The organism is Streptomyces sp. NBC_00038, assembly GCF_026343635.1.
Lineage (GTDB): Bacteria > Actinomycetota > Actinomycetes > Streptomycetales > Streptomycetaceae > Streptomyces.
The window spans coordinates 4,771,821-4,792,518 of sequence record NZ_JAPELQ010000001.1 but is presented as its reverse complement, the minus strand read 5'-3'; the positions used below and the strand labels follow the sequence as shown (position 1 = coordinate 4,792,518).

Annotated in this window: 16 protein-coding genes; 11 read left to right on the top strand and 5 right to left on the bottom strand. The window is 71.4% G+C overall.

The features are described 5' to 3' along the window. Window positions 1–50: 50 nt before the first annotated feature. The 5 genes from OG219_RS21525 (at window position 51) to OG219_RS21505 (ending at window position 6,230) form a co-directional block, all read left to right on the top strand. Window positions 51–1,904, top strand: coding sequence for a biotin carboxylase N-terminal domain-containing protein (locus OG219_RS21525; RefSeq protein ID WP_266836177.1), 1,854 nt, complete (start codon window positions 51–53; stop codon window positions 1,902–1,904). An 81-nt stretch (window positions 1,905–1,985) separates the two neighbouring features. After that, window positions 1,986–3,146: an acyl-CoA dehydrogenase family protein gene (locus tag OG219_RS21520; RefSeq protein WP_266828865.1), complete on the top strand. Its 1,161-nt coding sequence runs from the start codon at window positions 1,986–1,988 to the stop codon at window positions 3,144–3,146. A 119-nt stretch (window positions 3,147–3,265) separates the two neighbouring features. Beyond that, complete coding sequence (locus tag OG219_RS21515; protein WP_266828863.1) at window positions 3,266–4,831, top strand: 4-coumarate--CoA ligase family protein; 1,566 nt, start codon at window positions 3,266–3,268, stop codon at window positions 4,829–4,831. Continuing rightward, window positions 4,828–5,562: an enoyl-CoA hydratase family protein gene (locus OG219_RS21510; protein WP_266828861.1), complete on the top strand. Its 735-nt coding sequence runs from the start codon at window positions 4,828–4,830 to the stop codon at window positions 5,560–5,562. Before OG219_RS21515 ends, OG219_RS21510 begins: the two co-directional genes overlap by 4 nt. After that, a complete protein-coding gene (locus OG219_RS21505; RefSeq protein ID WP_266828859.1) occupies window positions 5,550–6,230 on the top strand; it encodes a TetR/AcrR family transcriptional regulator in 681 nt (226 codons plus the stop codon). The genes OG219_RS21510 and OG219_RS21505 overlap by 13 nt, the downstream gene beginning before the upstream one ends. On the opposite strand, the gene pdxH is transcribed toward OG219_RS21505, so the two are convergent. Next, window positions 6,220–6,858: a pyridoxamine 5'-phosphate oxidase gene (gene pdxH, locus OG219_RS21500; RefSeq protein WP_266836176.1), complete on the bottom strand. Its 639-nt coding sequence runs from the start codon at window positions 6,856–6,858 to the stop codon at window positions 6,220–6,222. The genes OG219_RS21505 and pdxH overlap by 11 nt on opposite strands. A gap of 347 nt (window positions 6,859–7,205) precedes the next feature. Here pdxH and OG219_RS21495 point away from each other — a divergent pair, with 347 nt between their 5' ends. Together OG219_RS21495 and OG219_RS21490 are read left to right on the top strand one after the other, a co-directional pair. Then, a complete protein-coding gene (locus OG219_RS21495) occupies window positions 7,206–8,306 on the top strand; it encodes a citrate synthase 2 (protein WP_266828857.1) in 1,101 nt (366 codons plus the stop codon). A gap of 503 nt (window positions 8,307–8,809) precedes the next feature. After that, complete coding sequence (locus OG219_RS21490; protein WP_266828855.1) at window positions 8,810–10,201, top strand: PAS domain-containing protein; 1,392 nt, start codon at window positions 8,810–8,812, stop codon at window positions 10,199–10,201. A gap of 35 nt (window positions 10,202–10,236) precedes the next feature. Here the strand turns inward: OG219_RS21490 and OG219_RS21485 are convergent, their stop codons facing one another. Next, window positions 10,237–10,992: an SIS domain-containing protein gene (locus OG219_RS21485; RefSeq protein WP_266828853.1), complete on the bottom strand. Its 756-nt coding sequence runs from the start codon at window positions 10,990–10,992 to the stop codon at window positions 10,237–10,239. A gap of 339 nt (window positions 10,993–11,331) precedes the next feature. On the opposite strand from OG219_RS21485, the gene OG219_RS21480 reads away from it, so the two are divergent. After that, the gene (locus OG219_RS21480) at window positions 11,332–12,024 is read left to right on the top strand and encodes a metal-dependent transcriptional regulator (protein ID WP_266828851.1); all 693 of its coding nucleotides are present in this window, start codon (window positions 11,332–11,334) and stop codon (window positions 12,022–12,024) included. Between the two features lie 668 nt (window positions 12,025–12,692). Beyond that, window positions 12,693–13,553 (top strand): alpha/beta fold hydrolase, encoded by an 861-nt coding sequence (locus OG219_RS21475; protein WP_266836175.1) that lies wholly within the window; start codon window positions 12,693–12,695, stop codon window positions 13,551–13,553. A gap of 19 nt (window positions 13,554–13,572) precedes the next feature. On the opposite strand, the gene OG219_RS21470 is transcribed toward OG219_RS21475, so the two are convergent. The 3 genes from OG219_RS21470 to OG219_RS21460 form a co-directional block, all read right to left on the bottom strand. Next, window positions 13,573–15,186 carry a transporter gene (locus OG219_RS21470; protein ID WP_266828849.1) on the bottom strand — a complete coding sequence of 538 codons (1,614 nt, stop codon included), beginning with the start codon at window positions 15,184–15,186 and terminating at the stop codon, window positions 13,573–13,575. Beyond that, window positions 15,183–15,974: an ABC transporter ATP-binding protein gene (locus tag OG219_RS21465; RefSeq protein ID WP_266828847.1), complete on the bottom strand. Its 792-nt coding sequence runs from the start codon at window positions 15,972–15,974 to the stop codon at window positions 15,183–15,185. Before OG219_RS21465 ends, OG219_RS21470 begins: the two co-directional genes overlap by 4 nt. Before the next feature lie 135 nt (window positions 15,975–16,109). Next, window positions 16,110–16,769, bottom strand: coding sequence for a bifunctional DNA primase/polymerase (locus tag OG219_RS21460; protein WP_266459739.1), 660 nt, complete (start codon window positions 16,767–16,769; stop codon window positions 16,110–16,112). 317 nt (window positions 16,770–17,086) lie between these two features. On the opposite strand from OG219_RS21460, the gene OG219_RS21455 reads away from it, so the two are divergent. Next, window positions 17,087–18,472 carry a transcriptional regulator gene (locus OG219_RS21455; protein WP_266828845.1) on the top strand — a complete coding sequence of 462 codons (1,386 nt, stop codon included), beginning with the start codon at window positions 17,087–17,089 and terminating at the stop codon, window positions 18,470–18,472. A gap of 201 nt (window positions 18,473–18,673) precedes the next feature. Next, on the top strand, window positions 18,674–20,674 hold the full coding sequence (locus OG219_RS21450) for a hypothetical protein (protein ID WP_266828843.1): 2,001 nt from the start codon (window positions 18,674–18,676) through the stop codon (window positions 20,672–20,674). The last annotated feature ends 24 nt before the right edge of the window (window positions 20,675–20,698 follow it).

Below are 20,698 nucleotides of genomic sequence, written 5' to 3'. Positions count from 1 at the left end.
ACCCAATGAACCCAGTGAAGCCAATGAATTCAGTGGACCCGGTGGACTCTGTGATTTCGACGCTCCTTGTCGCCAACCGTGGCGAGATCGCCTGCCGCGTCTTCCGCACCTGCCGGGAGCTGGGCATCCGAACCGTCGCCGTGCACTCGGACGCCGACGAGAACGCCCTCCACGCGCGCGTGGCCGACGCGGCGGTACGCCTGCCGGGCTCGGCCCCCTCGGAGACCTATCTGCGCGGCGACCTGATCGTGAAGGCGGCCCTGAGCGCGGGCGCGGACGCCGTGCACCCCGGGTACGGCTTCCTCTCCGAGAACGCCGACTTCGCGCGCGCCGTGATCGAAGCGGGCCTCATTTGGGTCGGGCCGCCGCCCGAGGCGATCGAGGCGATGGCGTCGAAGACGCGCGCCAAGAAGCTGATGGGGCTCGAACCCCTGTCTACGGTGACGGCCGGGGATCTCCCCGTGCTGGTGAAAGCGGCCGCGGGCGGCGGCGGGCGCGGCATGCGCGTCGTACGGGAACTCGCTGAACTCGACGCCGAGTTGACGGCCGCCCGCGCCGAGGCCCTGAGTGCCTTCGGTGACGGGGAGGTCTTCGTCGAGCCCTACGTGGAGGGCGGCCGGCATGTCGAGGTGCAGATCCTCGCCGACACGCACGGCACGGTGTGGGCGCTCGGCACCCGCGACTGCTCGCTGCAGCGGCGCCACCAGAAGGTGATCGAGGAGGCTCCGGCGCCCGGCCTCGCCCCCACGCTCGTGGAGGAACTCCACACGCTGGCCGTACGCGCCGCGCGCGCCGTCGACTACGTGGGCGCCGGGACGGTCGAGTTCCTGATCGCGGACGGCAGGGCCCACTTCCTGGAGATGAACACCCGCCTCCAGGTCGAACACCCCGTCACGGAAGCGGTCTTCGGCATCGACCTGGTGGCACTCCAGCTGCAGGTCGCCGAGGGTGCGGCACTCGAAAACGACCCTCCACGCGCGCGTGGGCACGCGATCGAGGCCCGCCTGTACGCCGAGGACCCGGCCCGCGCGTGGGCCCCGCAGACCGGCACCCTGGACCGCCTCGCCGTCCCGGAAGGCGTCCGCCTGGACACCGGCTACACCGACGGCGACCCCATCGGCATCCACTACGACCCGATGCTCGCCAAGGCCGTTGCCCACGCCCCCACGCGCGCGGAAGCCCTCCGTAAACTGTCGGGCGCCCTGGAGAGGGCCGAGATCCACGGCCCGGTCACCAACAGGGACCTTCTCGTACGGTCCCTGCGGCACCCGGAGTTCACCGGCGCCCGCATGGACACGGGCTTCTACGAGCGTCACCTGGAGGAGCTCACCCGGGCGACCCCGGACCCGTACGCACCGCTCGCCGCGGCCCTCTCCGACGCGCACGGCCGCTCCCGCTTCGGCGGCGGCTGGCGCAACCTCCCCTCCCAGCCGGTGACCAAGCGCTACCTCATGGCCGGCACCGAGCACGAGGTCCACTACCGCCATACCCGCGAAGGCCTCACCGCCGAAGGCGTACGCGTCGTACACGCCGACGCCCGTCTCGTCGTACTCGAAATCGACGGCGTACGCCGCAAGTTCGAGATCAGCCGCTACGGCGACCAGCTCCACGTGGGCCCCACGACCCTCACCGCACTGCCCCGCTTCCCCGACCCCACCACCCAGCAGGCCCCCGGCTCCCTGCTGGCCCCCATGCCGGGAACCGTCGTCCGGGTCGCCGAGGGACTGACCACCGGAGCCACCGTGACGGCCGGACAGCCCCTCGTCTGGCTGGAGGCGATGAAGATGGAACACAAGATCTCAGCGCCGACGGAGGGCATCCTGAGCGCCCTCCACGCGGCCCCCGGCCAACAGGTGGAGGTCGGAACCCTTCTGGCGGTCGTCCAGCCGAACGAGCCCCTTTAGGGGCGCGGGGCTGCTCACATATGCGGCTCCGCCGCGTGGGCGCGACCAGCCACAACGAATCCGCACTTTCCAGGAGACCCCATGACCCCCGTCACCGAATCCGACGAACACAAGGCCCTCCGATCAGCCGTAGCCGCCCTCGGCACCCGCTACGGCCGCGACTACATCAACAAGGTCATCGCCGACGGCACCCACCCGAACGAACTCTGGTCCGAGGCAGCCAAACTCGGCTACCTCGGCGTCAACCTGCCGGAGGCATACGGCGGCGGAGGCGGCGGCATCTCGGAACTCTCCATCGTCCTGGAGGAGTTGGGGACCGCAGGCTGCCCCCTGCTGATGATGCTTGTGTCGCCCGCGATCTGCGGCACGGTGATCGCCCGCTTCGGCACGGACTCGCAGAAACAGGAGTGGCTCCCCGCCCTGGCGGACGGCACCCGCATCATGGCCTTCGGCATCACCGAACCCGACGCGGGCTCCAACTCCCACCGCATCACCACCACCGCCCGCCGCGACGGCGACGAGTGGGTGCTGAGCGGCCGCAAGGTGTTCATCTCCGGAGTCGACATCGCCGACGCGACGCTCGTCGTCGGACGTACGGAGGACGCGCGGACCGGCCGCCTCAAGCCCTGCCTGTTCATCGTCCCGCGCGACGCCGAAGGTTTCGGGCGGCGGCAGATCGACATGGAACTCCACGGCGCGGAGAAGCAGTTCGAGCTCACCCTGGACGACGTACGGCTGCCCGCCGACGCGCTCGTCGGCGACGAGGACGCGGGCCTGCTCCAGCTCTTCGCCGGGCTCAACCCCGAGCGTGTGATGACGGCCGCGTTCGCGATCGGCATGGGCCGGTACGCCCTCTCCGTAGCGATCGGTTACGCCAAGGAGCGCACCGTCTGGAAGGACCCCATCGGCGCCCACCAGGCCATCGCGCACCCCCTCGCGCAAGCCCACATCGAGCTCGAACTCGCCCGCCTGATGATGCAGAAGGCGGCCCACCTGTACGACGTGGGGGACGACGCCGGGGCGGGGGAGGCCGCCAACATGGCCAAGTACGCGGCCGGTGAGGCCTGTGTGAAGGCCGTCGACCAGGCCGTGCAGACCCTCGGCGGCAACGGTCTGACGCGCGAGTTCGGCCTCGCCTCGCTGATCACGGCCTCGCGCGTGGCCCGTATCGCCCCGGTCAGCAGGGAGATGATCCTCAACTACATCTCCCACCAGACCCTGGGGCTGCCCAAGTCGTACTGAGCCGTGCTAGGCAGTGCGCCAGACAGTGCGCCCAGTGCGCCAGTCAGCGCGCCAGTAGTTGCCCAGCCGCCCCAGTCGTGCCAGTCGTGCCACTCGTGCCAGTCGTGCCAGGAGGAACCATGTTCCGCAGCCAGTACGCAGATGTCCCGGCCGTCGAGGAACCCATCCACGACGCGGTCCTCGGCCGCGCCGCCGAGCGCGGCGACCTGCCCGCGCTCATCGACGGCGTCGACGGCACCACGCTCACCTACGGCCAACTCGACCTGTTCCACCGCCGACTGGCCGCCGCGTTCGCCGAGGCGGGCGTCAACAAGGGCGACGTACTGGCCCTGCACAGCCCGAACACCATCGCCTTCCCGACGGCGTTCTACGCGGCCACGCGCGCGGGGGCGTCGGTCACCACCGTGCACCCGCTCGCCACGGCCGAGGAGTTCGCCAAGCAGCTGCGCGACAGCGCCGCCGGCTGGATCGTGACCGTCTCGCCCCTGCTGGACGTGGCACGCCAGGCCGCCGAACTCGCGGGCGGCGTAAGGGAGATCTTCGTCTGCGACAAAGCGCCCGGGCACCGTTCGCTGATGGACCTCCTCGGCACCACCGCGCCCGAACCGCAGATCGACATCGACCCCGTGGAGGACGTCGCGGCCCTCCCGTACTCCTCCGGCACCACCGGCATCCCCAAGGGCGTGATGCTCACCCACCGGTCCATCGCCACCAACCTCGCGCAGCTCTCGCCGCTCATGCCGACGGGCCCCGGCGACCGCATCCTCGCCGTGCTGCCCTTCTTCCACATATACGGGCTGACCGCCCTCATGAACGCGCCGCTCAGGCAGGGCGCCACCGTCGTCGTACTGCCCCGCTTCGACCTCGAAACCTTCCTCGCGGCCATCGAGAAACACCGCATCAACGCCCTCTACGTGGCCCCGCCGATCGTCCTCGCCCTCGCGAAGCACCCGGCCGTCGCCCAGTACGACCTGTCCTCCCTGAAATACATCATCTGCTCGGCGGCCCCCCTGGACGCCGCCCTGGCGACCGCCTGTTCACGGCGGCTCGGCCTGCCGCCCATCGGCCAGGCGTACGGCATGACGGAACTGTCGCCCGGCACACACGTCGTCCCCCTCGGCACCGAGAACCCGCCACCCGGGACCGTCGGCAAGCTCATCGCCGGCACGGAGATGCGCATCCTGTCCCTGGACGACCCCTCCAAGGACCTGGAAGTCGGAGAAGCGGGCGAGATCGCCATCCGCGGCCCCCAGGTCATGAAGGGCTACCTCGGACAGCCCGACGCCACCGCCGCGATGATCGACCCGGACGGCTGGCTGCACACCGGAGACGTCGGATACGTGGACGACGACGGCTGGCTCTTCGTCGTCGACCGCGTCAAGGAACTCATCAAGTACAAGGGCTTCCAGGTCGCCCCCGCCGAACTCGAAGCCCTGCTGCTCACCCACCCCGGCATCGCCGACGCCGCCGTCATCGGCGTCTACAACGAGGACAAGAACGAGGTCCCGCACGCGTACGTGGTGCGCCAGCCGTCCGCGACCGGCCTCTCCGAGGGCGAGGTCATGATGTACGTCGCCGAACGCGTCGCCCCGTACAAGAGGGTCCGCCAGGTCACCTTCATCGGCGATGTGCCGCGGGCCGCCTCCGGGAAGATCCTTCGCCGCCGGCTCCGGGAGCTCGCGTGACCCTTGTCCACACGGCGCACGACCGCGCCGTCACCACCCTCACCCTCGACTCGCCCGGCAACCGCAACGCCCTGTCGGCGGCACTGGTGGGCGACCTGGCGGACGCCCTCACGCGCTGCGGCAAGGACGGCGACGTACGCGCGGTCGTCCTCACCCACACCGGGAACACCTTCAGCGCGGGCGCCGACCTCCGCGACCCACCGCACCCCGACGCGCTCGTCGGGCTGCTCCGGCAGATCGTCGAACTGCCCAAGCCGGTGGTGGCCCGGGTGACCGGACACGTACGGGCGGGCGGCCTCGGTCTGCTCGGCGCCTGCGACATCGCGGTCGCTTCCCTGGACGCCACCTTCGCCTTCACGGAGGTACGCATCGGAGTCGCCCCCGCCGTCATCTCGCTGCCCCTGCTGCCCCGCACCGACCCCCGCGCACTCGCCCGCTACTACCTCACCGGCGAACGCTTCGACACCACCGAGGCCGTACGCACCGGGCTCCTGACGGCGGCGGGCGACGACGTCGACGTAACCCTGGCGCCCGTCCTCGACGGCCTGCGCAGGTCCTCCCCGCAAGGCCTCGCCGAGACGAAGTCGCTGCTCACGGCTAAGGTGCTGGAGGCCTTCGACCGGGACGCGGCCGATCTGACCGCGCTCTCGGCCCGGCTGTTCTCCTCCGCGCAGGCCCGCGAGGGAATGACGGCCTTCCTCGAAAGACGGGATCCCGCATGGGTGGTGTGACCGCCACGGACGGCACGACGGACGGCACGACCGGCGACGTGGCGGAAGCCACCACGGAGCCCGCCGCGCGTCCGCCGCACGTCCCCAAGCAGGACCGCAGCCGGGCCACCCGGCAGCGGCTCCTGGCGGCCGCCCTGGCCTGCCTCGCCGAACACGGCTGGGCGGGCTCCACCGTCTCCGTCGTCGCCGAACGCGCCGGCGTCTCCCGGGGCGCCGCCCAGCACCACTTCCCGACCCGCGAGGACCTCTTCACCGCCGCCGTCGAGTACGTCGCCGAAGAACGCTCCACCGCCCTGCGCGCCCTCTTCCCCCAGGGCGCCGCCGACCGCCGCGAGGTCGTGGCCGCCCTGGTCGACCTCTACACAGGACCCCTCTTCCGCGCCGCCCTCCACCTCTGGGTCGCCGCCTCCAACGAGGAACAACTCCGGCCCAGGGTCACCGAACTGGAAGCCCGCGTCGGCCGCGAGACCCACCGCATAGCCGTGGAACTGCTGGCCGCCGACGAGTCCCGCCCGGGGGTACGGGAGACCGTCCAGGGACTCCTCGACATGGCACGGGGTCTGGGTCTCGCCAACCTGCTCACCGACGACGGGGGACGGCGGGAGCGGGTGGTGACCCAGTGGGCCGTACTGCTGGACGAGGCGCTGGGGACCGGGTTCAGGGACTGAGCCGCTCCACCGTCCAGCTGCCGTCCGCCTCCGCCACGTACCGCAGCCGGTCGTGCAGCCGGTTCGCGCGCCCCTGCCAGAACTCGACCGTCTGCGGGGCGACCCGGAAGCCGCCCCAGTGAGGGGGGACCGGGACCTGCTCGCCCTCCGGGTAGCGGGCGCTCAACTCCGCGTACGAGGCGTCCAGTTCGGCGCGGGAGCGGATCACCGAGGACTGGGCGCTGGCCCAGGCACCGAGCTGGGAGCCGTGCGGCCGGGTGCGGAAGTACGCGGCGGTCTCGTCGCGGCCGGTGCGCCGTGCCGTGCCCGTGACGATGACCTGGCGGGCCATCGGGTGCCACGGGAAGAGCAGTGACACGTACGGGTTGGCGGCCAGGTCGCGGGCCTTGCGGGAGCCGTAGTTGGTGTAGAAGACGAAGCCCTGCTCGTCGTACTGCTTCAGCAGCACCGTGCGCGAGCTGGGCCGGCCCTCGGAGTCCGCCGTGGAGACGACCATGGCGTTGGGCTCGTACACCACACCCTGCGCCGCGGCCTGCGCGGCCTGACCGAACCAGCGCGCGAACTGTTCCATGGGGGTGGCGGCCAGCTCGCTCTCGGCGAGTCCCTCGGCCCGGTAGTGCTCGCGCATCGCGGCGGGGTCGAGGGTCGGGTCGAGGGCGGGATCACGATCATTCACATCGTCATCCTGCCGTATGGGCGCCCCGCGCCGCGGGGGTGTGCATCATCACTGAGGCGCACTTTGAGTGGCACTGAGTGCCGTGCACTCTCCCCAAAGGTGGCACTCAGGGATATCGTGCTGGTTCCGAAACGGTTGGGCGACCGGCCGGACGGGGCATCACCGGGGTGACGTACCGGACCGCGAGTCCACGAGGAGACCGCGGAACCGGACGTACGCCCCCCACCGCACACATATGGTCACGAGAGCCACCGAACCCCCCATAAGCATCTGTCGAACACATCATGAGGAGCCGCCTGATGTCCGACTTCGTACCCGGACTCGAAGGAGTCGTCGCTTTCGAGACGGAGATCGCCGAACCGGACAAGGAGGGCGGCGCCCTCCGGTACCGGGGCGTCGACATCGAGGATCTGGTCGGCCACGTCTCCTTCGGAAACGTCTGGGGACTGCTCGTCGACGGAGCCTTCAACCCCGGTCTGCCGCCCGCCGAGCCCTTCCCGATCCCCGTCCACTCCGGCGACATCCGCGTCGACGTCCAGTCCGCGCTGGCGATGCTCGCCCCCGTGTGGGGCCTGCGCCCCCTCCTCGACATCGACGAGCAGCAGGCCCGCGAGGACCTCGCCCGCGCCGCCGTCATGGCCCTGTCGTACGTCGCCCAGTCCGCCCGCGGCCAGGGCAACGCGATGGTCCCGCAGCGCGAGATCGACAAAGCGCATTCCGTCGTGGAGCGCTTCATGATCCGCTGGCGCGGCGAGCCGGACCCCAAGCACGTCGCCGCGGTCGACGCCTACTGGACGTCCGCCGCCGAACACGGCATGAACGCCTCCACCTTCACCGCCCGCGTCATCGCCTCCACCGGCGCGGACGTGGCGGCGGCCCTCTCCGGAGCCGTGGGCGCCATGTCGGGCCCGCTGCACGGCGGCGCCCCCTCCCGAGTCCTCGGCATGATCGAGGAGATCGAACGCACCGGCGACGCCGACGCGTACGTCAAGCAGGCCCTCGACAAGGGCGAACGCCTCATGGGCTTCGGCCACCGCGTCTACCGCGCCGAGGACCCACGCGCGCGCGTGCTCCGCCGCACAGCCCGCGAACTCGGCGCCCCCCGCTTCGAGATCGCCGAAGCCCTGGAGAAGGCCGCCCTCGCCGAACTCCACGCCCGCCGCCCGGACCGCGTCCTCGCGACGAACGTCGAGTTCTGGGCCGCCATCGTCCTCGACTTCGCCGAGGTCCCGGCACACATGTTCACCTCGATGTTCACCTGCGCCCGCACCGCCGGCTGGTCCGCTCACATCCTGGAACAGAAGCGCACCGGCCGCCTCGTACGCCCCTCCGCGCGCTACGTGGGCCCCAGCACCCGCGGCCCGCAGGAAATCGTGGGCTACGAGGACATCGTGCACTGACCGCACCGACTGCACCGACCCCTGAAAACGCAGGCGACCCGCGAGCTCTGGTCCCTCCGCCGTGCGGCGAAGGAGCCGGCCGGACGTACCGGCGAGCCCGCGGGTCGGGTGACTGCTGGAGATTGGGCCGGCTGCGCGTACAGATCACGCGCTGGTCCGGCACCGCACTGGGTGTGGTGACGGGCTACTAGCCCGCAGCCACCTCGCTCGTCCGGTTGCCATACATCTGCCGGATCACCTCCTTTCGTAGCGTGCGGCCCACCCTAGGAACCGATCGAGCGGGACTCAACCGGTTTTTCGAAAAGGCCCGGGCAAGGCTGCGCCGGACAGGGTTTCGCTTCTCGTTCGCTGCTCATGGGGCGCGCGGGGCGGAAATCCGGCGTACAACGATTTCGTCCAATCTTTGGGGAACCAGGTGTGGGCTGGGTCACGTTCGAGTTGAATGATGGTGAGTGAACGAACTGTCACGCCGTACGTGCGGACGCAGCCTGCAGGGGGTTCAGGTGAGTGCTTCCAGGCGTAGTGGGACTACCGATGAGCTGGGGCCGGACGAGCCCGAGCGGGATGGTTCGGATCTTCTTGCCGCGCTGCTTGACGGGATGGACGCGGCGTTGTGCGCCTTCGACGCCGATGGGGTCGTGACGCACTGGAACCGTGAGGCCGAGCGGATTCTCGGGTGGACGGCCGCCGAGGCAGTCGGGCGGCAGGGGTTCGCCGGGTGGGCCGTGCGGACCGCCGACGCCGAGGAGGTCGAGGGGCGGCTGCTGTCCGCCATGGAGGCTCCGGGGCGGCAGGTGAACGAGTTCGCCCTCCTCACCAAGGACGGCGGGCGAGTGCTCGTACGGACCCAGTCGGCTGCCGTGCGCGGCCCGGACGGGAAGCCCGCCGGGGTGTACTGCGCCTTCAGCGAGGTGCACGCGCAGATCGATCTGGAGCGGTCCATCGCCCTGAGCGAGGCGTTGTTCGAGGACGCCAGCTGGGGTGTGGTCCTGGTGGACGCCGATCTGCGGCCTGCCGTGGTGAACGCCCATGCGGCGCGGGCGCTGGGGATCGGGCGTACGGCGGTTCTCGGGCGTCCGCTGGGGGAGTTGCTCTCGCAGGGCGTCGAGGAGCTGGAGAGCGCGCTCACGCATGTGCTGGCCGAGGGTGCGCCGCCCGCTCCCGCCGAGATGTGGGTGAGCGTGCGGACACCGGAGGGTGAGTCGCGGAGGTGCTGGCGGAGCGGGTTCCTGCGGCTCTCCTCGCCGCTCACGGAGGAGCCCGTGCCGCTGGGTGTGGGGTGGCTCTTCCAGGATGTGACCGAGGCCAAGCAGACCGAGCAGGAGGCGGCGCTGCTGCGGTTCCGGGCCAACCAGCTGCACCGGGCGGCGCGGGCCGCTGCCGAGTGCGAGGACCCGGGCGAGGCAGCCACCGTACATCTGGACTTCTCGCTCGCCGGGTTCGCCGATCACGCGCTGATCGACCGGGTGGCGGGGGGTTCGGTGGTCGACGGTGACACGCCGGTGCGGCTCGTACGGGTCGCCGCCACGCCCTCCGGGGCGCCGGGGCCGAGCATGCCGACCGGGAAGGCCGGGCTGCCGGTGCGGTACGTGGACGGGCATCCGGCGCTGCAGTGCGTGGAGCGGGGCGGGGCCGTGCGGGCGAGTGCGCGGGAGTCCGACCCGGCGCGGGCGCGCGAGTGGGCCGTGGCGCGGCAGTGGCCGCCGGACTCGGTGCACGCGCTGTGTGCGGTGCTGCGTAGCCGGGGGCGGACGCTGGGCGTGGTGACGTTTCTGCGGGGTGCGGGGCGCAGCCAGTTCGAGCGTACGGATGCGACGTACGCGGAGGATGTGGCCGTACGGATCGCCATGGCGCTGGATCTGGAGGATCTGCGGGGACTGGCGGGGCGCCCCTGAGGGCTTGTGCGGGGCGACCCCAAGGGTGTGCCGGCTCAGTGCTGGTAGAAGATCCGGTCCCCGTACTCCGTCATCACGCGGTTGTTCCACTCGTGGCCGCCGTCCACGTTGCCCGAGCGCAGGAGCGGGGGCTCGATGCCGCGGTCGGCGAGGGCGCCCGCGGCCGTGGCCATGACGGCCTGGAGGAGGGCCGTGGTGACGACGGTGGAGGCGGGGCCGAAGGGGGCCTGGACGGTGTCCTGGGTGAGTTCGGCGTCGCCGATCGGGATCCTCGAGTCGAGGACGATGTCGCAGTGGTCCTTGAGGTAGGTCCCCGAGACGTGCCGGGACTGCGTTTCCGTGGTGTACGCGACCGAGGTCACGCCGATGACCTTGAGGCCGAGGGCGCGGGCGCTCATGGCCATCTCTACGGGGAGCGCGTTGCGGCCGGAGAGGGAGATGATCACGAGCAGGTCGCCGGAGCGGGCCGGGCTGGACTCCAGGACGACGCTCGCGAGGCCGTCGACCCGTTCCAGGGCCGAGCCCAGGGTCGCCGGCATGACGTCGACGCCCACGACGCCGGGTACGACGAGCAGGTTCATGAGGGCGAGGCCGCCCGCGCGGTAGACGATGTCCTGTGCGGCGAGGGAGGAGTGCCCGGCGCCGAACGCGAAGAGGCGTCCGCCGCCGGCGACGGTGTCGGCGATCAGGGTTCCGGCCGCCTGGATCTCTCCGGCGTCCTCGTCCCGCACCTGTTGCAGCAGGCCGATCGCCGCGTCGAAGAACTGTCCGGCCAGCTTGCTGTCGGTCATCGGCGAAGCCCCTTCGAAGTCTTGTCGAAGTCCCGTCGAAGTCTCGTCAGCGTCGACGCGTCGCGGATCACGTTGCGGTCTGGACCAGCGTGCTGTCAATACGGCGAGCAGTATGGCGAGCAGTACGTGGTGCAGGGCGGCGGGGCTCGCGGGCGGGGCTTGTATACGGGGCTTTCGCCCGGGTCGGGACCGCCGCTGAGGGTGGTCGGAGGCACTTGAAACCACATGGTTTCAACGGCGAGGCACGCTTGTCAGTGGTATGCGTCAGAATTGAGTCCAGGGCCAGCGCACAAGCCGGTGAGCCACGGAGCCTCCGGCAGAGCTAATCGAGGGGCACACATGTCCGGACTGATCGACACCACGGAGATGTATCTCCGCACCATCCTCGAGCTGGAGGAGGAAGGCGTCGTCCCCATGCGCGCCCGGATCGCGGAGCGGCTGGACCAGAGCGGGCCGACGGTCAGCCAGACGGTGGCGCGCATGGAGCGCGACGGCCTGGTGGCGGTCGCCAGCGACCGGCACCTCGAGCTGACCGACGAGGGGCGGCGGCTGGCCACGCGTGTCATGCGCAAGCACCGGCTCGCGGAGTGCCTCCTCGTCGACGTGATCGGTCTGGAGTGGGAGCAGGTGCACGCCGAGGCGTGTCGCTGGGAGCACGTGATGAGCGAGGCCGTGGAGCGCCGGGTGCTTGAGCTCCTGCGCCACCCGACGGAGTCGCCGTACGGCAACCCCATCCCGGGCCTGGAGGAGCTGGGCGAGAAGGACAGCGCGGACCCGTTCCTGGACGAGGGCATGGTGTCGCTGGCGGAGCTGGACCCGGGTGTCGACGGCAAGACCGTGGTCGTACGGCGTATCGGCGAGCCGATCCAGACGGACGCGCAGTTGATGTACACGCTGCGGCGGGCGGGCGTGCAGCCCGGCTCCGTGGTGAGCGTGACGGAGTCCGCGGGCGGGGTCCTGGTGGGCAGTGGTGGCGAGGCCGCGGAGCTGGAGTCGGACGTCGCTTCCCACGTGTTCGTCGCCAAGCGCTGAGGCGTCGGCGGGCACGTCAACTACCGCGACGGCAGAGGCAGTTGTGACACCTGCGTGACCTCACCGAAACCAAGATTCAGTGTGCCGAATCGCAGCGCTGGGACCATTTGCGTGCGAGGCTGTCGCGTGAGGCATATGACCTGAGAGCTCTTGACCGTGTCCGAGAGCGACGGCGCGCGGTCGGGGAGGGGGCGGAAGGATGTGCCGCAGTTGTGGAGAGGGCCCCGGCGCCGATTGGCGCCGGGGCCTGTCCTCCCCTTGTGCTGACCCGGAGCCCCGAGCTCCCAGGGTCATTCCCTTCGGACCGGTTTCCCCGAGCGGCCCGCCCCCCGCTGAAGATCTCCCCTCGGCGACGGCGGTCAATCCTTGAGCATGGTCACTCGAACGAGGGGTGTTGCCGCCGAGAAAGGCATTCTCGAAACCCCATTCGATAACGTGGCGGCGTAGCCGGGGTACCAGGGGTACTCGCAGGACAGCAGTCGGCAAAATCCCAGCATCGGTCGGCAGAATCCGGCACCAGTCGGCAGAATCCGGCATCAGTCAGTGGCAATCCAGTGCAAGCAGGCAGCAGGAGCAGCGGTACGACGAGGTAGGAAGCGGTAGGAGTGGACCGGCCGGCTCGAGCGGGAGCGAGGCGGTCCGAGCGAGCTAGGGGGGTGCCATTACCTGTGGTGCGGCGCATCGACGTGACGGGAGCGGGTGGCGTACGCCTCGCCGCCTGGGAGTTCGGTGATCCTCCCAAGACCGAGGAGGTCTCACGCGCGCCCGGCGTTCTCTTACTGCACGGCCTCATGGGCCGCGCCTCCCACTGGGCCTCCACCGCCCGCTGGCTCTCCGAACGGCACCGCGCCGTCGCGCTCGACCAGCGCGGCCACGGCCAGAGCGACAAGCCGCCCGAGGCCGCCTACACCCGCGAGGCCTACGTGGAGGACGCCGAGGCCGCTCTCGAACAGCTGGGCCTGGGCCCGGCCGTCCTCATCGGCCATGCGATGGGCGCGCTGACCGCCTGGCAGCTCGCCGCCAAGCGCCCCGATCTCGTCTCCGGCCTGATCATCTGCGACATGCGGGCGTCGGCGCTGGGCGCCGCCTCGCAGCGGGAGTGGGAGGACTGGTTCAAGGCCTGGCCCGTTCCCTTCGCGACGCTCGCCGACGTACGCAAGTGGTTCGGTGAGGACGATCCCTGGGTGGAGCGGCCGAATCCGTCCCGCGGCGAGTTCTACGCCGAGGTGATGCACGAGTCCGCCGACGGCTGGCGCCCGGTCTTCGAGCCCGCGCAGATGCTCAAGTCCCGCCAGACCTGGGTGTACGACGCCCACTGGGAGGAGCTCGCGCAGGTCCGGTGCCCCGCCCTGGTCGTACGGGGTCTCGACGGCGAACTCGGCCGGGCCGAGTCCCAGGAGATGGTCCGCGTCCTGCCGCACGGCCAGTACGCGGAGGTGGCCGACGCCGGCCACCTCGTGCACTACGACCAGCCGGACGCGTGGCGCGTGGCGATCGAACCGTTCCTGGACGGCGTCCTGACCCCCTGACCGGCTGACCCCGTGAGCGTCAGCCCTTGCTCACGGCCGTCAGGATCTCGGGCAACCGCGCCGCCGTCCGGGGCGCCGCCATCCGCAGTCCGCACCACGTGATCAGGGTGCCGTACACGGCGCCCAGCGGCAGCAGCAGCCACATCCACCTGTCGCCGTCCGCCGACGTGTTCAGCCAGATCGTGAGAACGATGACGGGAGCGGACAGCAGCGCGGCCGAGACCATGCCGCCGAAGATCGCGATCCAGGCGAGGCCGGCCTGACCGGGGGCCACGTTCTTGTAGCCCTCCTGAGGGATCGAGTACGGGAAGCGGGCCGAGGACCACGCGCCGGTCGCCAGCATCGCGCCGAGCAGCGCGAAGGAGAGGCCGAGCACCTCGGGCAGCGCGCTCCAGTCGTCGAGCATCGCCGTCGTCAGGACGGTCACCAGGGCCGTGTACGGCAGGGTGATCATCAGCAGTGCCAGCGCGCGCCCGCGCAGTTCGACGTACGCGTCCCGGGTGGACGAGATCGTCATCGCGACCATCCAGAACGCGGACGTGTCCTGCCCGAACTGGTTGTACATCTGGATGCCGAGCATCCCGGCCGCGAAGCACGCGAAGTAGATCGAGCCGGTGCCCTGCAGGGCGTTGAACACCGGCACGATCAGCCCGATGGCGAGTGAGGTCACCCACGCGGCCTTGGTCTTGGGATCGCGCCACACGTAGCGCAGGCTGCGCTCCATGACGGTCCCGGTGCGGCCCGCGGGCAGCAGCCGGCGCAGGCCGGAGGAACCCCGTTCCCGCGCCTCGGGCTCGTCCGCCCGCAGTGTCGACCCGTCCGGCGAGGTCATCAGCCGGGTCAGGTGATGGGACCAGAGCGCCAGCAGTCCCACCAACGCGGCCGCGCTCAAGGCGAGTTGGGCGGCTCCGATCCCGTACGACCCCTCACTCACCGCATGCACCGCGCCGATCGCCGACGCGGGCGGCACCCAGCTCAGCACATTCCCCAGCGTGTCGAGTTCGGACAGTCCGCCCGCCGAATTGAGCCGCTGGGCACCGAAGTTGACCACCTGCGCGCCGATCGCGATGAGCAGGCCGCTGAGCACCGCGAGGTCGCGGCCCCTGCGGCTGGTCAGCAGCCGGATGTTGGCGGCGGCGACGGCGCGTGCGAGGGCCACGCAGACGAGGAGCCCGAGGGCCGCGGCGAGGACGGCGGTGACGTACGCCGCCGTACCGTGGGCCACGGAGATCACGGATCCGGTGAGCACGCACAGCGTGAACAGCGGTCCGATGCCGACGAGTGAGGCCGCGAGCAGCGCCCGTACGAGCGGGCGTGGCCGCAGCGGCAGCATGACCAGGCGGGTCGGGTCGAGCGTCTCGTCGCCGCTGGCGAAGAAGAGCGGCATCACGGCCCAGCCGAGCGCCAGGAGCGCCACCAGCAGTGCGGCGACGGCGGTGGCGTGCGCGTTGCCGCGCAGCGCGATCAGGCCGAGCAGTTGGAGGGCCCCGAAGAGGAGGGCGAGGACGGCGGAGGCGACGTACGCGGCCCGCCGTCCGGACGACTGCCGCAGGCCGTTGCGCAGGAGCGACAGCTTCAGTCGTACGACGACGGGTGTGATCGACGCGGCGGAGACACCGGCGTTCGCGCTCATCGTGCCCCGCCGCCCAGCCAGTCCAGGTCGGCACCGGCGGCGCGGCCGTTCGCGCCGACCAGTTCCAGGAAGGCCTGCTGGAGGGAGGGGGCGCTGCCGCGTACGTCCGCGAGCGGGCCGTGGGCGCGGATGCGCCCCGCGGCCATCACGGCGACCCAGTCGCACAGCGACTCGACCAGTTCCATGACGTGGGAGGAGAAGACGACCGTGGCGCCCGATCCCGTGTACCGCTCCAGGACGCCGCGGATGATCTGGGCGGAGACCGGGTCGACGCCCTCGAACGGCTCGTCGAGGAAGAGGACTTCGGGGTTGTGGAGGAGGGCGCAGGCCAGGCCGATCTTCTTGCGCATGCCCGTCGAGTAGTCGACGACGAGTTTGTGCTGGGCGCCCGCGAGGTCGAGTACGTCGAGGAGCTGGGCGGACCGTTTGTCGACCTCGGCGCCGGGCAGGCCGCGCAACCGTCCGGTGTAGCCGAGGAGTTCGCGTCCGGAGAGCCGCTCGAAGAGCCGGAGCCCCTCGGGCAGGACACCGATCCGCGCCTTGACCTCCACGGGGTCGCTCCACACGTCGTGGCCGACGACCTCGACGGTGCCCATGTCGGGCCTGAGCAGCCCGGTCACCATCGAGAGGGTGGTGGTCTTGCCGGCCCCGTTCGGACCGACGAGCCCGATGAACTGCCCCGCGGGCAGCTCCAGATCGATCCCGGCGACGGCGACCTGCTCCCCGAACCGCTTCCAGAGCCCCCGCACACGCACGGCGGGCACGCCGCCCCTTGATCCCTCGGTCATACAGGCACCCTAGGGGCAACGCCCTGCTTTTAGGGGCGCGGGGAACTGCGCGATCAGCCACAGCGAAGCCGCGGAATATGAACGGAGCCGCGGAGGCTTACGAACGGCCTGCGGGCTGCATACGGCCTGCGGAAGCTATCGACGCCCTTCCCGCCCGCAGGCGTAGGCGAGCGGCGAGATCAACTCCTCCGCATCCGGCAGCCACCGGTTCGCGGGCGTGGGCCGACGCGCCCACTGCACGGCGCCCTGCGACCCGTACCGGGTGGGCGGCCCCGCCACGTACGACCCCTCGCCCAGGGCGACCAGGTCGAGCGAGGCCGGCGGCCACCCCAGCTTCCGTACAAGGTCGGAGACCTTCGCGGAGGCCCCCGGAAGAACGAAGAAGTGCATCCGCCGGTCCGGCGTGCAGGTGACCGGCCCGAGGGTCAGCTCCATCCGCTCCATGCGAGCGAGCGCGAGGAACCCGGCCGTCTCGGGCACGTCGATCGCGTCGAACGTACGCCCGGTCGGCAGCAGGATCGACGCCGTCGGCTGCTTCGCCCACAGACGGCGCGCGACGGTCGCACTGCCCGTGGCCTGCGTCGCCCAGTCCTCGCGCGCCGGGTGCGCGCCGGGTAGGGGGCACGCCGCCTCGCCGCAGGAGCAGCGCTGCACCCCGTCGACGGCTTCCAGCCAGGTGCCGGGGAACACGTCCCAGTGGCGCTCCTCGGCATAGCGCACGGCGGTGTCCTGCAGCGATTCGCCGCGCTGCTTGGGGATCTGTGCGGTCTCGGTGCCTGCGATGGTCTCGTCCACGTGGAACTCAACTCCCGCGTCCACCTCGGGTTACGGGGGACGCGCGCGCGGGGGAGGAGCATCGATTCCGCACGTGGGGCGCATGGATGCACGGGTGGGGGCGCGCATGGGGAAACGCGGCGGGGGCTGGGTAACCCACGTGAGGGGTGGGCCACTGCCTTTACCCCGGCAATCCTCACATGTCTCGCATCTTCGGTATGTCTGCGGGGCATTGATCTTCTTGGCCGAGTTCTTTCGCTGTTCTTCACTGGGTTCGGCCGCTGAGGACACGTCAACTCGGTGCGTGGGCAGGCACCGCAGCCACAGGGGGTACGCCAATGGCCGCAAGGCCGCTCGTCGCGCGGCAGCCGAACGAACGACTGCAGGCGCTCATCCAGGAAGCGGGTTGCTCGAACGCCGGGCTGGCCCGCCGGGTCAACATGTGCGGCGCGGAGCACGGTTTGGATCTGCGCTACGACAAGACGTCCGTGGCGCGCTGGCTGCGCGGACAGCAGCCGCGCGGGCGGGCGCCGGCGATCATCGCCGAGGCGCTCGGCCGCAAGCTCGGCCGTACGGTCACGATCGACGAGATCGGCATGGCCAACGGCAAGAACCTCGCGTCCGGCGTCGGTCTCCAGTTCTCGCCGACCGTACTGGGGGCCATCGAGCAGGTCTGCGAGCTGTGGCGCAGTGACGTCGGCCGCAGGGACTTCCTCTCCGGCTCGTCCGTCGCCGCCTCCGCGCTCGTCGAGCCCAGCCGCGACTGGCTGATCTCCTCGCCGGACTCCCAGGTGGCGCGCTCGGCGGGACCGCGGGTCGGCGTCTCGGACGTCGCGGCGGTCCGCGCGATGACCCAGGCGCTGGTGGACCTGGACCACCAGTACGGCAGCGGGCATGTACGCCCGGTCGTCGTCCACTACCTGAACAGCGTGGTCTCCGGGCTGCTCGCGGGCTCCTACCGGGAGGCGGTCGGGCGTGAACTGTTCGCCGCCGTGTCCCGGTTGACGGAACTCGCGGGCTACATGGCCATCGACACCGGTCAGCCGGGCCTCGCCCAGCGGTACTACATCCAGGCGCTGCGGCTCGCCCAGGCGGCCGGGGACCGGGCGTACGGCGGGTACGTACTCGCCGCGTCCATGAGCCACTTGGCGGCGCAGCTCGGCAACCCGCGCGAGATCGCGCAGTTGGCGCGTGCGGCGCAGGAGGGGGCGCGTGGGCGGGTGACACCGCGCGCGGAGTCGATGTTCTACGCCGCTGAGGCGCGCGGGCACGCGCTCCTCGGCGACGCGCGCGCCGCTCAGGTGGCGTCCGGCAGGGCCGTCAGCGCCCTGGAGTCGGCGGACGCGGCCTCCGGTGACGACCCGACGTGGATCGCGCACTTCGACGAGGCCTATCTGGCCGACGAGTTGGCGCACTGCCACCGGGACCTCGGACAGGCGGAGGCGGCCGCGCGCTGCGCGGAGGAGTCCCTCGCCGGGCTCCCCGAGTCGAAGGCCCGTCGGCGTGCGATCGGCTATGTACTGCTCGCCACCGCGCAGGTCCAGCAGCGCGAGGTGGAACAGGCGTGCCACACCGGGCTGCGCGCCGTCGAGTTGCTCGGCACGCTCCGTTCCAACCGGGGCGCCGACTATCTGGAGGACTTCCAGCAGCGCCTGGAGCCGTATCAGGACGAGCCGGTGGTACGGGAGTTCGGGGCGCGGATGGAGTTGCAGGCCGCGGCGTGAACGGCTGGTGCTCCAGGGCGTGAACGGAAGGGAAACGATCAAGAGGGGTGTGAGGAGAGGCATATATAGCGCAATGGGGAGTGGATCTGTTACCGCGGTCACAGAGGCGGAGGTCACGCCCTGTGCTGCGTGGCACGGGGTTGTGGGGACCCGGTAGCGTGAGCCGATGATTCCGAAGGTCCCCCATTCGTAGGAGTCCCGGTGACGCAGAGTGGACAGGGCGAAGAGCCCTCGCCGCGACCCGCGCGCGAAGGCATCGTGCTGCCCTCCGACGGCGGCGCGCCCCTGCTGCCGGGTACGACGGGCGACCGTACGACCCCGGCGGGCGGCCAGGCATGGGACCGGCCCTGGGGCCCCGACCAGCAGGCGGCCCCCGCCCCGCAGCCGGAGCAGCAGCCCGACCAGGGCTGGGGAGCGCCGGTGAACGGCACCCAGACCTGGGGAGCCGCCCCGGCGGCCGACTGGGGCACGCCCGACGCGTCCCAGGGCTGGGCTCCCTCGGAACCGAGACCGGGTTGGGGTGACAACCCGGCCCAGCAGCAGCCGATGCCCGATGGCGGGCAGCAGTCGCCGGGTGCGCATGCGGGGCAGCAACTGCCTGGAGCGTATGGGGCTCAGGAGCTGCCGGGCGCGTACGGGGCTCAGGAGTTGCCGGGTTCGCTGCCGGACTCGCGTGGAGCGCAGCAGCCGCAGGGTTTCGCGCCGCAGTCGCAGTCGCAGTCGCAGCCGGCGCCCGGTGCCGGGCCGCTGCCGCCCGAGGGCGCGTCGGCTCCGTCGTACGGGAACGCCCAGGCTCCGTCGTACGGGGGCGCTCAGGCTCCGTCGTACGGGGGTCATGACGGCGGTGTTCCGCAGGGACCCGCCGCCGCGCAGCCGCTGCCACCCGTGGACGCGGGTGTCGGTGGAGGCGCCGGTGCGGGGTCGAGTGTGCCGCTGCCGCCTACCGTCGAGGATGGTGCGACGCAGTACATACCGCACATACCGCCCGCCCCGGGCGCAGTCGAGGGTGCGACCCAGTACATCCCGCACATTCCGCCCGCCGCCTCCGTGCCCGCGCCGGCGGCCGTGCCCGATGAGGGTGCCACCCAGTACATCCCTCCGGTGGGCCCGGGGGCGCTGCCGCCCGAGGTGCAGGCCGACGCGACCCAGTTCCTGGGGCGGCCGCCGCAGGCCGGTGCCGGACCGCTGCCTCCCGCCGCGCACCCGGACGCCCAGGCCACGCAGTACATCCCGCCCGTGCCCGCGCAGTCGGGCGGGACGCCCTACGGGGTACGTCCGGGCGGGCCGGAGGACAGGCAGCCTCCGGCGGAGTTCGACAACCTGTTCCGCAGTGAGCCGGCGGCGCCCGCGTCGACGCAGCAGTTGCCGCGGTTCGACCCTTCGGCTCAGCACGGCGCGGGAGCCCCGCAGGGGGCGCACGCCTCGTACGGCGCGCAAGCTCCGGGCGGGTACGGCGGACAGAACCCGGGTGCCTACGGCGCGCAAGCCCCGGGCGCGCCCGGAGCGCCGGGCGGACGGGCTGCCGCGCGGCGCGGGGGCGCGAGTGACGGTGGTGGCGGACGCGGGGGGCGCGGCGGCTCGCGTGTTCCGCTGATCGCCGCGGTCGGCATCGGCATCGCCGTGCTCGGCATCGGCGCCGGTGCCCTGCTCAGCAGCGGCGGAGGCGACGACAGCGACGACAACAGCACGACCGTGTCGGCGACGTCCCCCGCCACGGAGGGCTCGAGTTCGGCGTCCGCCGCCGACCCCGCCAAGGCGCAGGCCGTCGAGCTGGACAAGCTCCTGGCGGACGCCAATGCCAGCCGCGACTCGGTGATCAGTGCCGTGGCGAACGTGACGGCGTGCAAGAACCTGGCCCAGGCGGCCAGCGATCTGCGGGCCGCGGCCAATCAGCGGGGTGAGCTGGTCACCCGGCTCGACGCCCTCTCGCTGGACAAGCTCCCGAACCACGCCGAGCTGACCACCGCGCTCACCAACGGCTGGAAGGCCTCCGAGTCGGCCGACAACCACTACGCGGCCTGGGCCGACCAGGCGGCCGGCAAGAAGGGCTGCAAGAACGGCCAGGCCCGCGGCACGGGCCAGAGCCAGGCGGCCGTCAAGGACAGCGGCACGGCGAGCACGGCCAAGGAGAAGGCCGCGAAGCTGTGGAACTCCATCGCATCGACCTACGGCCTGACGGAACGCACACGGACCCAGCTGTGAGCGCCGGTTCGCGCTGAGCCCCGT

Coding starts and splice junctions, on each gene's coding strand:
- OG219_RS21520 (WP_266828865.1), top strand. CDS start 1,986: ATGACCCCCGTCACCGAATCCGACGAACACAAGGCCCTCCGATCAGCC.
- OG219_RS21515 (WP_266828863.1), top strand. CDS start 3,266: ATGTTCCGCAGCCAGTACGCAGATGTCCCGGCCGTCGAGGAACCCATC.
- OG219_RS21505 (WP_266828859.1), top strand. CDS start 5,550: ATGGGTGGTGTGACCGCCACGGACGGCACGACGGACGGCACGACCGGC.
- pdxH (WP_266836176.1), bottom strand. CDS start 6,858: ATGCGCGAGCACTACCGGGCCGAGGGACTCGCCGAGAGCGAGCTGGCC.
- OG219_RS21495 (WP_266828857.1), top strand. CDS start 7,206: ATGTCCGACTTCGTACCCGGACTCGAAGGAGTCGTCGCTTTCGAGACG.
- OG219_RS21485 (WP_266828853.1), bottom strand. CDS start 10,992: ATGACCGACAGCAAGCTGGCCGGACAGTTCTTCGACGCGGCGATCGGC.
- OG219_RS21480 (WP_266828851.1), top strand. CDS start 11,332: ATGTCCGGACTGATCGACACCACGGAGATGTATCTCCGCACCATCCTC.
- OG219_RS21470 (WP_266828849.1), bottom strand. CDS start 15,186: ATGAGCGCGAACGCCGGTGTCTCCGCCGCGTCGATCACACCCGTCGTC.
- OG219_RS21465 (WP_266828847.1), bottom strand. CDS start 15,974: ATGACCGAGGGATCAAGGGGCGGCGTGCCCGCCGTGCGTGTGCGGGGG.
- OG219_RS21455 (WP_266828845.1), top strand. CDS start 17,087: ATGGCCGCAAGGCCGCTCGTCGCGCGGCAGCCGAACGAACGACTGCAG.